General features: G+C 63.6%; 15 protein-coding genes and 1 pseudogene. 2 read left to right on the forward strand and 14 right to left on the reverse strand.

Annotated features, from left to right (window positions below):
* Window positions 1–150: 150 nt before the first annotated feature.
* Window positions 151–558: pseudogene (locus tag ACKWRH_RS34525) on the forward strand (MBL fold metallo-hydrolase); the annotation flags it as partial.
* A gap of 47 nt (window positions 559–605) precedes the next feature.
* Here ACKWRH_RS34525 and ACKWRH_RS34530 read toward each other — a convergent pair.
* The 8 genes from ACKWRH_RS34530 to ACKWRH_RS34565 form a co-directional block, all read right to left on the reverse strand.
* The gene (locus tag ACKWRH_RS34530) at window positions 606–1,529 is read right to left on the reverse strand and encodes a polyphosphate kinase 2 family protein (RefSeq protein ID WP_445217166.1); all 924 of its coding nucleotides are present in this window, start codon (window positions 1,527–1,529) and stop codon (window positions 606–608) included.
* Window positions 1,489–2,508, reverse strand: a complete 1,020-nt coding sequence (locus tag ACKWRH_RS34535; RefSeq protein WP_445217167.1) for a branched-chain amino acid ABC transporter permease — start codon at window positions 2,506–2,508, stop codon at window positions 1,489–1,491. The genes ACKWRH_RS34530 and ACKWRH_RS34535 overlap by 41 nt, the downstream gene beginning before the upstream one ends.
* Window positions 2,505–3,386 (reverse strand): branched-chain amino acid ABC transporter permease, encoded by an 882-nt coding sequence (locus tag ACKWRH_RS34540; protein ID WP_445217168.1) that lies wholly within the window; start codon window positions 3,384–3,386, stop codon window positions 2,505–2,507. Before ACKWRH_RS34540 ends, ACKWRH_RS34535 begins: the two co-directional genes overlap by 4 nt.
* Before the next feature lie 13 nt (window positions 3,387–3,399).
* Window positions 3,400–4,104, reverse strand: a complete 705-nt coding sequence (locus ACKWRH_RS34545) for an ABC transporter ATP-binding protein (RefSeq protein ID WP_028150400.1) — start codon at window positions 4,102–4,104, stop codon at window positions 3,400–3,402.
* Window positions 4,105–4,107: 3 nt separating this feature from the next.
* Entirely contained in the window at window positions 4,108–4,875 is a 768-nt protein-coding gene (locus tag ACKWRH_RS34550) for an ABC transporter ATP-binding protein (protein ID WP_028150401.1), read from the reverse strand.
* 15 nt (window positions 4,876–4,890) lie between these two features.
* On the reverse strand, window positions 4,891–6,201 hold the full coding sequence (locus tag ACKWRH_RS34555) for an ABC transporter substrate-binding protein (protein ID WP_445217169.1): 1,311 nt from the start codon (window positions 6,199–6,201) through the stop codon (window positions 4,891–4,893).
* Between the two features lie 95 nt (window positions 6,202–6,296).
* Entirely contained in the window at window positions 6,297–7,001 is a 705-nt protein-coding gene (locus ACKWRH_RS34560) for an NUDIX hydrolase (protein WP_445217170.1), read from the reverse strand.
* 29 nt (window positions 7,002–7,030) lie between these two features.
* Window positions 7,031–8,056: an ABC transporter substrate-binding protein gene (locus tag ACKWRH_RS34565; protein WP_445217171.1), complete on the reverse strand. Its 1,026-nt coding sequence runs from the start codon at window positions 8,054–8,056 to the stop codon at window positions 7,031–7,033.
* 139 nt (window positions 8,057–8,195) lie between these two features.
* Between ACKWRH_RS34565 and ACKWRH_RS34570 the strand changes: the two genes are divergently transcribed.
* Window positions 8,196–8,645 (forward strand): cupin domain-containing protein, encoded by a 450-nt coding sequence (locus ACKWRH_RS34570; RefSeq protein ID WP_015684397.1) that lies wholly within the window; start codon window positions 8,196–8,198, stop codon window positions 8,643–8,645.
* 73 nt (window positions 8,646–8,718) lie between these two features.
* On the opposite strand, the gene ACKWRH_RS34575 is transcribed toward ACKWRH_RS34570, so the two are convergent.
* The 6 genes from ACKWRH_RS34575 to ACKWRH_RS34600 all read right to left on the reverse strand — a co-directional run bounded on the left by ACKWRH_RS34575 (window position 8,719) and on the right by ACKWRH_RS34600 (window position 13,762).
* Complete coding sequence (locus ACKWRH_RS34575; protein WP_445217172.1) at window positions 8,719–9,492, reverse strand: anti-sigma factor family protein; 774 nt, start codon at window positions 9,490–9,492, stop codon at window positions 8,719–8,721.
* Entirely contained in the window at window positions 9,489–9,998 is a 510-nt protein-coding gene (locus ACKWRH_RS34580; protein WP_445222527.1) for a sigma-70 family RNA polymerase sigma factor, read from the reverse strand. The genes ACKWRH_RS34575 and ACKWRH_RS34580 overlap by 4 nt, the downstream gene beginning before the upstream one ends.
* A gap of 49 nt (window positions 9,999–10,047) precedes the next feature.
* Window positions 10,048–11,517, reverse strand: coding sequence for a YncE family protein (locus tag ACKWRH_RS34585; RefSeq protein ID WP_445217173.1), 1,470 nt, complete (start codon window positions 11,515–11,517; stop codon window positions 10,048–10,050).
* A 9-nt stretch (window positions 11,518–11,526) separates the two neighbouring features.
* On the reverse strand, window positions 11,527–12,063 hold the full coding sequence (locus ACKWRH_RS34590; RefSeq protein WP_445217174.1) for a DUF305 domain-containing protein: 537 nt from the start codon (window positions 12,061–12,063) through the stop codon (window positions 11,527–11,529).
* Between the two features lie 101 nt (window positions 12,064–12,164).
* A complete protein-coding gene (locus tag ACKWRH_RS34595) occupies window positions 12,165–12,950 on the reverse strand; it encodes an ABC transporter permease (RefSeq protein ID WP_063981635.1) in 786 nt (261 codons plus the stop codon).
* Window positions 12,950–13,762 (reverse strand): ABC transporter ATP-binding protein, encoded by an 813-nt coding sequence (locus ACKWRH_RS34600; protein WP_445217175.1) that lies wholly within the window; start codon window positions 13,760–13,762, stop codon window positions 12,950–12,952. The genes ACKWRH_RS34595 and ACKWRH_RS34600 overlap by 1 nt, the downstream gene beginning before the upstream one ends.
* Between the last annotated feature and the right edge of the window lie 31 nt (window positions 13,763–13,793).

Here is a 13,793-nt window from a genome sequence, read left to right on the forward strand (position 1 = left end):
AAGCCAGACATGAAGGCATTACTTTGCATCGCCGCTGTCGCGGCCCTCCTGACTGGATCAGCCTTCGCGCAGACCCCGCCGCAGACCTCGACCAAGAAGGTCGACGGCACCTAGAACGTCTACGTCTTCCGCTATGGCGGTCATCAGTCGATGTTCATCGTGACGCCGCAGGGCGCGATCGCGACCGACCCGATCTCGTATTTGCGTCCGGCAAAGCCCTATATCGACGCCATCAAGGCCGTCACCGACAAGCCGATCAAATACGTCATTTACAGCCACCACCACTACGATCACGTCGCCGGCGGCCAGCCCTTCAAGGATCTCGATGCCACCTTCATCGCGCACCGGCGGACCAAGGAGCGCCTGCTCGAGTTGAAGAAGCAGAATTCGCTGCTCGCCGATGTCGTGATGCCGGACCAGGTGATCGACGACAAGAAGAGCATCACGCTCGGCGGAACCACGCTGGAGCTGAACTATGTCGGCCGCAACCATTCCGACAATTCGCTGGTGATGCGGCTGCCGAAGGAGAAGATCGTCTTCGTCGTCGACTTCGCGCCGATCGAGTCCGTGCAGTTCCGCAACATTCCCGAGGAGACCGCGGCAACTTACCGCTTCCCGCTCCCCTTCCCCTCGCGCTCCAGCGCCTTGCGCACCTCGTCGAATTCGCCAAGTGAGGCCTTGTCGGCGCGGGGAAAGCGCAGGTCCAGCTTTTCGAGCGCCGCGACGATCGCCGAGCCGATCACGACGCGCGCGAACCATTTGTGGTCGGCCGGCACGACATACCAGGGCGCGTGCGACGTTGCCGTATGCCGGACGATGTCCTGATAGACCGCCTGGTAGCGCGGCCACAGCGCGCGCTCCTTGATGTCGTCCATCGAGAACTTCCACTGCTTGGCCGGCTCCTCGAGCCGCTCAAGGAAGCGCTCGCGCTGTTCCTCCTTGGATAGATTGAGGAAGAATTTCAGAACCACCGTGCCGTTGCGGCTGAGATGGCGCTCGAAAGCGGAGATGTCCTCGAACCGCTCCTTCCAGATGTTCTTGGTGACGAGCCTTTGCGGCAGCTTCTGCCTGGCAAGAATCTCCGGGTGCACCCGCGTGACCAGGCACTCCTCGTAATGGGAGCGGTTGAAGATGCCGATATGGCCGCGCTCGGGCAGCGCGATCGCGTGGCGCCAGAGGAAATCGTGATCGAGTTCCTTGGTGCTCGGCGCCTTGAAAGCATGGACCTCGCAGCCCTGCGGATTGATGCCCTCGAAGATCGCCTTGATCGCACTATCCTTGCCGCCGGCGTCCATGGCCTGGAACACGATCAGCACCGACCAGCGGTCCTGGGCGTAGAGCTTCTCCTGAAACTCGATCATCCGCTTCTTGTTGGCGTCGAGAATCTCCTGCGCCTTCTCCTTGTCGAGATCGCCCTTCTCGTTGGTCTTGTAATCCTTGAGGTGAAACTTGCCCGATCCGTCGTAGCGGAACGGCGTGATGTAGCGGTCAAGTTCCTGGGCGAGCGATTTGGACGGCTTCTTGCTCATGAGCGCGGGGCACCTTGCGTTGCGGCTTCAATCGGTCGAGCAGGCTACCAAGGATGCCCTTGGGAAGGAATATGATGAAAAGGACCAGCAGCACGCCATAGACGAGGTTGTCCCAGCCGACCGCCTTGGTGCCGAAGCCGATCCGCAGGGTTTCCGCCAGCAGAATGGTGATGACAGCGCCAAAGGTCGGGCCGAGCGAGACGAACAGGCCGCCGACGATGGCCGCGAACACCATCTGGAGCGACACCGCGATGCCGCTGACGGTGTCTGGGGTGATGAACATCTGGTACTGGCAGTAGATTGCGCCGGCGAGCGCCGTCATCACGGCACTGAGTAGCGTGATCTTCAGCTTTTCGGCGGTGACGTCGACGCCTGCCGCGGCCGCGGCATCCTCGTCCTCCGAGATCGCCTCCAGCGCATAGCGGGCCATGCTGCGGTCGACCCAGTGCCAGACCACGATGCCGAAAAGCCAGACCCCGAGCGCGATCAGATACCAGGTCGTCTTGTCGTCGAATTGCAGCGCCAGCAGCTTGTTGCCGGAGGCGCGATTCGGCGTAAGGCCGAGCGAGCCGCCGGTATAGTCACGTGTCGCCGTGATGACCTGGAGCACGATGCCTGACAGCGCCAGCGTCACCAGCACGAAATAATGTCCGGTGATGCGGAAGCGGAAGCAGGGATAGCCGACGATCAGCGCCAGCGCACCCGCCGCAACCATGCTGATGGGAATGCCGATCCAGGGTGACCAGCCCAGATGATTCCACAGCAGCGCGGTGACATAGGCGCCGATCCCCATGAAGCCGCCATGGCCGAGCGAGACCAGGCCGAACCGTCCCATCATCGACCAGGACGTGTAGGCGAACGACCAGATCAGGATCAGCACCAGGATGTGCAGATGATAGGGGTCGCGATAGAGGAAGGGCAGCGCGACCAGCGCCGCCAGCCCCACCGCCCATGCTGCAAGCCGCCCCTGCCCCATCATCGGCGCCTCGCAAGCAGGCCCGCGGGCCGGATGAACATCATGACGATGAAGAAGGCGAAGGCGAGCACGTAACCCCATTCGAGATCGGAGAACAGGCCGCCGAGCGAGATGATCTCGGCGAACACGAAGGCGGCGATGAAGCCTCCGATGAAATTGCCCAGGCCCCCGAGCACGCAAATGAGGAAGGTGATTGGCCCGAAGGACAGGCCGACGAACGGATGCACGTCATATTGCAGCACAAGAAGACAAGCCGCGAGCCCGGCCAGGGCACCGCCCAACGCCGACGTGACGAGATAGATCCGCCTGGTGTCGACGCCCATCAGCGCCATGATCTGCCGGTCCTGCGAGATAGCGCGGATCGCGGTGCCGGTGAAGGTCCGCGTCATGAACAGATAGACCGCGACCATGCCGACCAGCGCCGCCAGGAAGGACAGAAGTCGCGCGTAGCTGAAATTCATGTCGCCAAAGGCGAGCACCGGCAGGCGGATGCCGAGATTGCGGAAGTCGATGCCGAAGGCGACGGTGGCAAAGCTCTGGAGCACGAACAGCACGCCGCCGGTGGCGAGCAGCTGGTTGATCGGCGGCGCCGTCAGCAATGGTGCGATCACGAGGTAATGCAGCGCCGCGCCAAGCACCGCGACCAGCAGGATGGTGAGCGGCGCGGCGACGAAATAGCTGAGGCCGTAATACTGCACCATGAAATACATGGCGTACATGCCGATCATCACCAGCTCTGCGTAGCAGATCCAGGTCACGTCGATGACGCCAAAGATCAGATTGAGCCCGAGCGCGAGCAGTGCCAGCACGCCGCCGAGCAGGATGCCGTTGATCACGGCCTCCAGCAGATAGATGTCGAAAATGTCCAAAAAAGCTTGCATGCCTGCATGAACCTCACACCCCGAGATACGCTTCCTTGACCGTGTCACTCGCCAGCATCTCGGCCGAGGTGCCGGATGCCCGGATCGTGCCGGCCTCGATCAGATAGGCGCGATCAACCACTTTCAGCACCTGCTGCACGTTCTGCTCGACGATCAGCACCGTCAGGCCGCGGGCGCGGATCCGCTTCACCAGCTCGAACACCTGCTGCACCACGACCGGCGCCAGCCCCGCCGACGGCTCGTCGAGCAGCAAAAGTTTTGGATTCGACATCAGCGCGCGGCCGATCGCGCACATCTGCTGCTCGCCGCCGGACATGGTGCCGGCCATCTGGTGGCGGCGTTCCTTCAGGCGCGGAAACAGGTCGAACACGACATCCAGCCGCTCGGCATAGTGGCCGCGCGCCTCCTTCATGAAGGCGCCCATCTTGAGATTGTCGTCGACCGTGAGCTGCGGAAACAGCCGCCGGTTCTCCGGCACATGCGCGATCCCGAGGCTGACGATCTTGTGCGGCGGCGTCGCCACGACATCGACGCCCTCCATCCTGATCGACCCGCGCGTGGGACGGATCAGGCCGGAGATGACGCGCATCAAGGTGGTCTTGCCGGCGCCGTTCGGACCGATGACGCCGACGGCCTCGCCCGCCTTCACGTCGAGATTGACGTCGAACAGCGCCTGGAACGTGCCGTAACCCGCGCTGACCGAACGAAGCTCCAGCATCGTCTAGCCTCCCGAGCGGCGGCGCGCTTCCGCCGCCGCGGCCTGCGTGGTCTCGGCATCGGTGCCGAGATAGACCTCGATAACGCGCGGGTCGCCGGCAACCGCGCTCGGCAACCCTTCCGAGATCTTCTCGCCGTGATCGAGCACCATCACGCGGTCGACGACGCGCATCAGCACGCCCATGATGTGCTCGACCCAGATGATGGTGATGCCGAGTTCGTCGCGGATGTTGCGCAGCATGTCCGCCGCCTGGTCCATCTCGGTCTCGTCGAGACCGCCGAGGCTCTCGTCGGCGAGCAGCAGTTTTGGCGCGGTGGCGAGCGCCTTCGCAAGTTCGAGCTTCTTCAGGCCGGCCGCGCCCAGGCCATCGACGCTGGCATGGCGATCGGTCGGCAAGCCCACCATCGCAAGTGACCGCTCGGCCGCCTCCTCCGCCCTGGCACGACTGTGGCGGCCCTGGCCGTAGAAGCCGGCCAGTGCGACGTTCTCGAAAATTGTCAGGCGTCGGAACGGCCGCGGAATCTGGAAGGTGCGGCCGATACCGCTATTGATGATCCGGTGCGGCGCAAGGCCCGCGATCTCCGCGCCGCCGAACAGGATCGAGCCGGATGTCGGCGCCAGCGTGCCGGAGAGCATGTTGAAGATCGTGCTCTTGCCCGAGCCGTTGGGGCCGATCAGGCCGAGGATCTCGCCCTGATCGACCCGAAACGACACGTTGTTGACGGCGGTGAAGCCACCAAACCGCTTCACCAGCCCGCTGACTTCCAGCACCGTCCTGCTCCGCCGCTACTGGTTGCTGTAGGTGGTGCCCTTCGGCAGCGGCAGCACGGCCTCGCGCTGCGCCTGACTCTTGGGCCACACCACAGAGGATTTGTCGTCGATGTACTGGATCACGACCGGGAACGAGCGCTCGTTCTGCCCGGCCATCGGCGTGCCCTCGCCGTAGAACTTGACGCCGAAGCCGAGCATCGTGCCGCCCTCGGGGATGTCGGTATCGAGCGCGGCCTTGCGCAGCGCGTCGGGATCGACGCCGCCATACTTCTTGATCGCGCGCGGCAGCACATCACTCATGAACACGTAAGTGTTGGACGCGCCGATGCCGACATGCGCCGAGCGGATGGCAACGCCGGGCCTGATCTTGTCGAACTCCTCGCCGACCATCTTGATGACGGGCGGAAGCTTGGGATCCATGGTCTTCTGGTTGGCGAGCCAGATCGATATCGGGTCGGTGTTGAAGATGTAGGTGGCGTCAGCCCCCATCCCCTCTTTCAGCTTCTCGTAGACGCCGTAGCCGGCACCATGGCCCATCAGCGCGCCGAACTTCAGCCCCTGCTCGCGGGCCTGGCGCAGCAGCAGCGTGATATCAGGGTTGTAGCCCGTGTGGAAAATGACATCGGGCTTGCCACGCTTCAGCTTGGTCACCAGCGCGGAGAGATCGGGCGCCGTCGCCGAATAGCCCTCCTTCATCACGACGTTGAAGCCCGCCTTCTTCGCGCCGGCCTCATTGCCCCTGGAGACGTCGACGCCATAGGCGCCATCCTCGTGGATGATGGCGACGCGCAGGTCCTTCGGCTCCTTGTCGAACTTCGCCTTGGCGTTCTGCGCGATGAAATCCATCGTCATCATGCCGAACTGGTCGCCGCTCGCCTGCGGGCGGAACACGTACTTGTAGCCCTTGTCGTTGAACACGGCCGACGAGATGCAGGTCGTCATCCACATGAACTTCTTGAGCTGCTCGACGCGGGCGGCGACCGGCACGCATTGCGCCGAGGAGAAGAAGCCGAGCACCATGTCCACCTTCTCCTGCTCGAGCAGGCGGACGGATTCGTTGATGGCGATGTCGGGTTTGCTCTGCGCGTCGGCATAGACCGCCTCGATCTTGTAGCCCTCGACGCCGGTCTTGGCGAAATGGTCGAGAATAATTTTTGCGCCGATATAGCCGAGCTCAGATCCACCGCCCGCGAGAGGCCCGGTCAGGTCGAAAACAACGCCGATCTTGATCTTCTTCTCTTGAGCCTGAGCCGAAGCCATCAAGCCCGTCGCTGATATCGCGACCAACAGCCCACGTACCAAGCGGGCAGCCATGCGCAGGCGCATCAAAACCTCCCTGGACGATTGTGCATTGCATTCTTGTTGCTTTTGCTTTTTGGCCCATCACATGGGCTGGGCGCAGCGATGTCAAGCCTCGCGCATCAGCGCGACGCGAACTGCTGCTCGACGAAGGCCGTGACAAATCGCGGCATGGACGGCGTGAGATCGCTCATCCCGCGCACGAGATGAATGGCCGACAGCTCCGGCTCGGCTTCGCGCGCGAGATTGGCCTCGATCCGGGCCCGGGCCACGTCACCCGGCATGTCCAGGTTGATAATTTGAATCATTGCAATCGACGGACCGGTGACGACACAGTGCCAGTCCGGCTGGGTCCGGTAGTCGGCCGCGGTCAAGCCGGTCTCTTCCCCGAGTTCGCGGATGACACTGCCGGGAATGTCGAGCGCGCCGTCCCTGACGTCGTCCAGATCGGGCGTGCCCGAGGGGAAATAGATACGGCCTGCATTGGCGGTGTGCTGCGCCATCTCGCCCAGGATGAAGGCACCATCCGAGGCGCGCAGCGCGCCCATGCCGAAGCCGTTGAACACCGCCTTGTCGGGAAAGCCCCAGTCGCGCCAGGCAAGGAAGCTCGCGAAATCCGTCTCGAAATAGGTCGCGGCGAGATGGCCGTCCGTGAATACGGCATCGCGCCCGAGCAGGACGCGGCCGTTCCACATCTTCGGCCGCTCGCGCTGCTTCTCGGCGAAATGCGCCGCGATCTCGGCGCGGCGCTGCTCGGCGAACGGCCAGGCGATCGGCCGCACGGCAAGATCAAGCGTCGTGACGCGATGAATGACCAATGACGTCATGACACCTGATTATAATGCCTTCGCGTCAGTTATTTGGCGTTCCCCGTGGTCTTCTTGGCCTGATCGACGTACTTGTTGGTAAAGGTCTTGCTGACGTCGATCTTGGCGGCGGCCACCTCGGGCGAGCCGACGCTGAACACCGCGAGCACGGCGTCCGCGCCCTTCGGGTCCATCTTGCCGGTTTCGGAGAACATCGGGATCGTGTTCTTCAGCGCGGCGAGATAAAGCTCCTTGTTCTTGCCGACCATCTCGTCCGGCATCTTCGCCATGATCTCCTCGGGCGAATGCGAATGGATCCAGCCGATCGTGGCCAGCATTGCGTTGGTGAGCGCCTGCGTTTCCTTCTCGTGGCCGTTGATCCATGCCACGGTCGAGTACAGCGCGCCGCCCGGATATTCGCCGCCGAACGTCTCGAGCGTGTCCTTCTGGGTCCGGGTGTCGCTGAGGATGCGGAGATCCTTGTGGCTGCCCTGGAGCACGGTGACGGAGGGATCAAGCATCACGGCTGCATCGAGCTGCCCCTGCTCCATCGCGGCCACGGCGGTGGCGCCGAGGCCGACGCCGATCACGGCGGTGCCGGCGGGATCGAGCCCGCTCTTTTTCAGGAGATATTTGAGGAAGAAGTCGGTGGAGGAGCCGGGCGCGCTGACGCCGACCTTCTTGCCGGCGAGATCCTTGACCGACTTGATGTCATTGGTGCGCGAGGGCGCGACCACCAGCACGAGGCCGGGATAGCGGTCATAGACCACGAAGGCCTGAAGCTCCTGCTTCTTGGCCGCGAGATTGACGCAATGGTCGAAATAGCCGGAGACGACGTCGGCGCTGCCGCCGAGCACGGCCTTGAGCGCGTCCGAGCCGCCCTTGAGGTCCACGAGTTCGACATTGAGGCCCGCCTTCTCGTATTCGCCGAGCTGCTTGGCCAGCACCGTCGGCAGATAGCACAGGCAGGCGCCACCGCCGACCGCGATGGTCACCTTGCTTTGCGCCGCGGCAAGACCGGTGGTGAGCGTCAGCGCGAGCAGCGCGCCGGCGAGCCTGGCAATCGTGTTCTTCATTGGTTTCCTCCGTTCGGCTGGCGGCACCATAGAGCAGCGGGACTGGCTTGAGAAGCACCGCTTAAGTGGCACTGGCCATTGGCCTTTCGGCGCAATAACATGCTCAGACAAGAACAATTCTTGATGGGGAGGATCATCCATGAATCGCCTTGCAATCGGCCTGTCGATCGCCGCCGCCTTTGCCGCCGGATGCGGCGCGAACCAACTGCTCCGGCCGGCGCTGGCTGCCGAGAACGTCACCGCGCAGATCATCCACACCGGCGAGATGGAGGGCGATGCACTCGGCCCCGCCAACAATGTCGGCTACCGTTCCAAGATGTTCGCCAGCGCCGACGGCGCCACCATCTCGATCCAGGTCGGCAATGTGCCCAAGCACATGCATCCCAACACCAACGAGATCCAGTACATCCTGGACGGGACCGGGACGATCTGGCTCGGCGACAAGGAGGTGACGGTGAAACCCGGCGACCTCGTCATCATCCCCAAGGGCACCCCGCATGGCGGCACCAAGCCGATCAGCGGTCAGGTCAAGGCCATCGCGATCAAGACGCCTCCGCAGGCGCCCGATGACACCAAGCTGCTGGACTAGGCTCCCCGCAGTTCGGGCCGGTTGAACGTTCGGGCTCGCACTGCCGTGCGGGCCCATTACGTCAGCTTCGAGGCTAGATCGGGCGCGTCTGCTTCCGGATCTCGTTCGCGATCGGCTTGAGCGTATCTCCGGGAAGCTGGCCGACGAGCGTGTAACCCATGCCGCCATCCGCCCACACGAAGCCCGCGACATCGCCGGTCGATTGCGGCATCATCGGCGTATCCAGATTGCGGTTGCTCATCGGACGCGTCAGCACGACAAGCCGGTCGCCGTGATCGTCATCGTACATGAACATTGCTGCCGGGCCGTGCGACGTCGCAACCAGGCGACCGCCCATCAGACGATAGCCTGAGGCGGAGAGGTCCGGCACCTTGACCGGCTGTTTCAGCCGATTCGATACCCATCGCGTGAGCTCGGCACTGTCGGACGCCCTTATCTCGACCGGCCGCACGCGGTCCGGTGCGTAAACGCCATACGAATAGGCCGCCTCCTGCGCCAGTGCAGACAATCCATTCGAGCCCTCCTGCAAGACGCCGCGCATGGTCCACCCGCCGAGACCGCCGATGCCGAGAAGCAACATCGCAGCGATCGCCCACCACGCCCGCATGGGAGACCGTCTCCGGCTCTCGATGATGTGCGATAGATTCAACTCGGCTGGTAACGGCTCGTCGGCGATCGACGCAAACGCCCCGCGCAGCTGCTCGCGCTGGGTGGCGAACGCCGCAACGCGCGCGGCGACATCCTGATGATCGTCCAGATAGGATGCGACCTCCGCGCGCCGTTCAGGCTCGAGCGCCTGGTCGACATAGGCGTGGAGATCATCCTCGGTGATCGGCCGCCTGTTCATTTCACACCCCGCAATGCCACGACGTTCCCTGGAGCCACGCCCTCCATCTCCTGCAAAAGCCTCTCCCGCGCGCGCGACAGGCGTGACATCACGGTCCCGACCGGGATCTTCAGCACTCCCGCGGCGTCCGCGTAGGATAGATCCTCAACCGCAACAAGCAACAACACGGCACGCTGCTCTTCCGGCAGTTTCGCAAGCTTTCTCAGGACATCCTGATAGATCAACCTGTGCTCCTGCGCGGCGGCACTGACAAGCTCACGCTCGCCTGCATCGTCGATCGGCATATGCCTGCCTCGCGCCGTCGCCTGGCGGAATTGCGTGACCGCCAGATTGTGGAGGATGCTGAACAGCCAGGCGCGCACGCTGCCGTCGCGCCGCTGATGCCAATGGCTGACGGCACGTTCCAGGCAATCCTGAACCAGATCATCGGCAGCCGCGCGATCGCGCAAAAGCGCGCGCGCGTAGCGGCGGAGCGCGGGGATAAGCGGCTCGACCTGAACCAGCATGTCCTTCACGAGGCGCTCCACCTGCCCTTTGCCGACGTCGGACGGCGCGTCATTGCGCCTCGATCTGGACCGCTTCACCGGGCATAGCCGCGTCGCCGGCCGTAATCACCAGGTACCGCCTTGCTTCAGCGGCAGACTGGTCGACGATCTGCCGGATCGGACCGGCCACATTGACGATGGCAGATCCAGCCGGATTGGTCATGAAGGCCGCCAACGGCTGCAACGGGCCACTTCCGTCGCCATGCTCCGCCAGGGCAAGCACATATTTCTGCTTGGGCTGAAGTCCCGTCACCGAAGCCTGCAAGATCTGAATCAGGCCCTGATCGAACAGCGACACGCTGGTCGGCGCCGTGCCGTCCTTTGCACCGTCCTTCGACGCAAGCGTGAGATGAGCGACCTGCCCGGCGACGCCGAGGGCCTGCAAATTCCGGCGGTCATCAGGGTCAGGCGCGGCATTTGGAACATACGCGATTGCCTGCGGCGCCTGGCCGATCGGAACGTTCCCGACCACTTTATTGGTCGCCGTGTCGATGGCCGCGAGCGCGTCGGCGTTCTCCAGCCCCACATAGATGCGTGTGCCGTCGCCGGACGGCCAGACGCCGTGCGGCAGATTGCCGACCGGGATCGTCGCGACCTGCGAGAAATCGTCGGTGCGGAACACCTTTACCTCGTTCAGGCCACCGATGGTGACGTAGGCGAACGTGCCCTTGGCGGTGTGCGCGAAGTTGACGTGGTTGGTGATCGGCCCGGTATCGATCGTCTTGATCGCGTTGAACGGTGGCCTGGCGTTGAATACCTGTGTCCGGCCGACGTCCTTCAGCGTGAACCACACCTGGTTTCCATCCGGCGTCGCCGCGATGTTCGGGCAGAACGGGCTCTCCTGCTTCACCGTGGCGATGATCTTGTGCTCGGCCACCGCGACGACGTCGGTCTCGGGATTGAACGACGAGCAGATGTAGCCGTATTTGCCGTCGGGTGAGAAAATCTGCATGCCCGGCCCGTTCGGGGTCGTGATCCGGGTCTTCTCCTTGAAGCTGATCGGATCGATGACGGAGATGTAGTTCTCGCCGCGAACGGTGACCCACACTTCCTTGCCGTCCGGCGTGAAGAACGCCTCGTGCGGCGATCGTCCGACGTAAGTGATATGCTTGACCGCGTTGGTTGCAGTGTCGATGAAGCTCACCGAATTGGAGCCGATCGACACCACGGCGAGCGTCTTGTGATCGGGCGAGAAGCCCATGCCATGAACGAGCACCTGCCCCCTGTAGAGCGGGCTGAAATTGCCGGGTTGCGGGTCGCCCAACCGGATCACGCCAACCAGCTTGTTGTCGACGGGATCGGTGACCGAGACCGTATTCGAGAACTGCTCTGCTGCGTAAACGCGGTCGTGGTGGCTGATCGGAATATCGGGGGCGGACAGCGCGCCCGGCGCCTGCCCTGCCCACGCGACCGAACCCGTCGCAAGCATCGTGGCCGCCAGGAAAATGGTCTTCATCATAGTGCTTCGTGACGTGGTCATCTGCGACTCCTACTTCTTCATTCCCGTGGACATATCCATCTGCATGCCCGGATGATGATGAACGGTTGTGTTGGGAGCAGAGGGCGGCTGGGTCGGGGCGGGCGTGGTGTCTGTCGCGGGTTCGCCGATCGCGAGCTTCATGGCCGCGATCTCCTGCATCTGGTCGACGATGATTTCCTGGGCGATGCGCCGCAGCTGCTCGTTCTTGCCGTAACGCAACTCGATCACCGCCATGTCGATCGCGCCCTGATGATGCGGGCTCATCATCGCGACGAAGTCGCGATCGATGTCGCCGGTCGGCTTGGCCGCCATGTCGTTCATCATCTTGGTCATCGCCGCTTCGTTTTCTTCCAGAAACGCACGCTCCTCCGTGCTCACCGCGGCCGGCGGGGCGGCCGGATGGAATTCATGCGCGAACACGAGCGGCGGGAGTGCGAACGCGACCAGAATGCGCGCGGCAAGGAACGCCGTGCCGAGGCCGGGCCTGGGCCATCGGCATCTGCTTGCGAACACCGCTACGGCGCGGTGAAACCGTGAGGGGGGCATCCTGAACTCCCATGCAGGTGGTTGCATGGGGTATGACGTATGGCCGCGCGTTCTATTCCGGGCGGTCAATCACATAAACGTCAGCAGGCAAACGAGGCAGCCTACCCCCGCCCGTCCACGGTCGGCCGCCAGACCAGCAGCCTGCGCTCAACCAGCGTCACCCCGAAATCGATCAGGATGACGAAGGCCGACAACACGAACATGCCGGCGAACACGCCGGCGACGTCGAAAATGCCTTCGGCCTGCTGGATCAGATAGCCGAGCCCCGCCGCCGATCCCAGATATTCGCCGACGACGGCGCCGACCACGGCGAAGCCGACCGAGGTGTGCAGCGAGGAGAACATCCACGACAGCGCCGACGGCCAATAGACGTGCTGCATCAATTGCCGCTCGCTCATGCCGAGCATGCGGCCATTGTCGAGCACGGTGCGGCTGACTTCCTTGACCCCCTGATAGACGTTGAAGAACACGATGAAGAACACCAGCGTCACGCCGAGCGCGACCTTGGACCAGATGCCGAGGCCCAGCCACAGCGCGAAGATCGGCGCAAGCACGACGCGGGGCAGCGCGTTGACCATCTTGACGTAGGGATCGAACACCGCGGCAACCAATGGCTGGCGCGCGAACCAGAAGCCGACCAGCACGCCGCCGAGCGATCCGATCACGAACGCCAGAATCGATTCCGTCAACGTGATGCCGAGATGCTTCCAGATCACGCCGGACGAGAACCACTTGACGATCTGGCTGAACACGTCGACCGGATTGGAGAAGAAGAACGGCGGCAACAGGATTTTTCCGAACACCGGCACGGTCGCAAAGAGCTGCCATAGTGCGAGGCAGACGACGGCGACCAGAACTTGCAGCGCAAGCAGCGTCACGCGCGACATCAGATCGCCTCCGCCGCTTGGGTCGCGTAACCCTTCATCACCTCGTCCTTGAGCACGCTCCAGATCTCGCGGTGGAGCGCATGGAACTCCTTGTCCAGCCGCACCTCGAAAATATCGCGCGGGCGCGGCAAGCTCACGCGCCAGTCGCCGATGATGCGCGAGGACGGCCCCGCCGACATGATCACGACGCGATCGGCGAGCGCGATCGCCTCTTCGAGATCATGGGTGACGAACAGCACGGCCTTACGGTCGGCATTCCAGAGGTCGAGCAGCAGATTGCCCATCACCTGGCGGGTCTGCGCATCGAGCGGCCCGAACGGCTCGTCCATCAGGAGTATCTTTGGGTCGCGGATCAGCACCTGTGCCAGCGCCACGCGCTTGCGCTGGCCGCCGGAGAGCATGTGCGGATAGCGGTTGGCGAAAGCCCCGAGGCCGACGGCCGTCAGCCATTTTTGCGCGCGTTGCAGCGCTTCGGCGCGGGGCGTACCCGCGATCTCGAGCCCGATCGCGACATTGTCGAGCGCGGTCTTCCAGGGGAACAGCGCATCGGCCTGGAACAGGTAGCCGGCGTCCCGGTTCAGCCCCGCGAGCGGCCGGTCGAATATCTTGATGCTGCCGGCGGCGGGCTTGAGCAGACCGGCTGCGACATTGAGCAGCGTCGATTTCCCGCAGCCCGTCGGCCCGACGATAGCGACGAACTCGCCCTGCGCGACCATCAGATGCGCCTTCTCCACCGCCGTATAGACCCGGTCGTCCCCCAGCCGGAACGCGACCTTGGCGTCTTCCAGCGCCACTGCCGTGGGCGTCGTCATGTGTTCCCTCCGAACTTGGCCCGATGCCTTA

The sequence above is a fragment of the Bradyrhizobium sp. Pa8 genome (assembly GCF_052588265.1).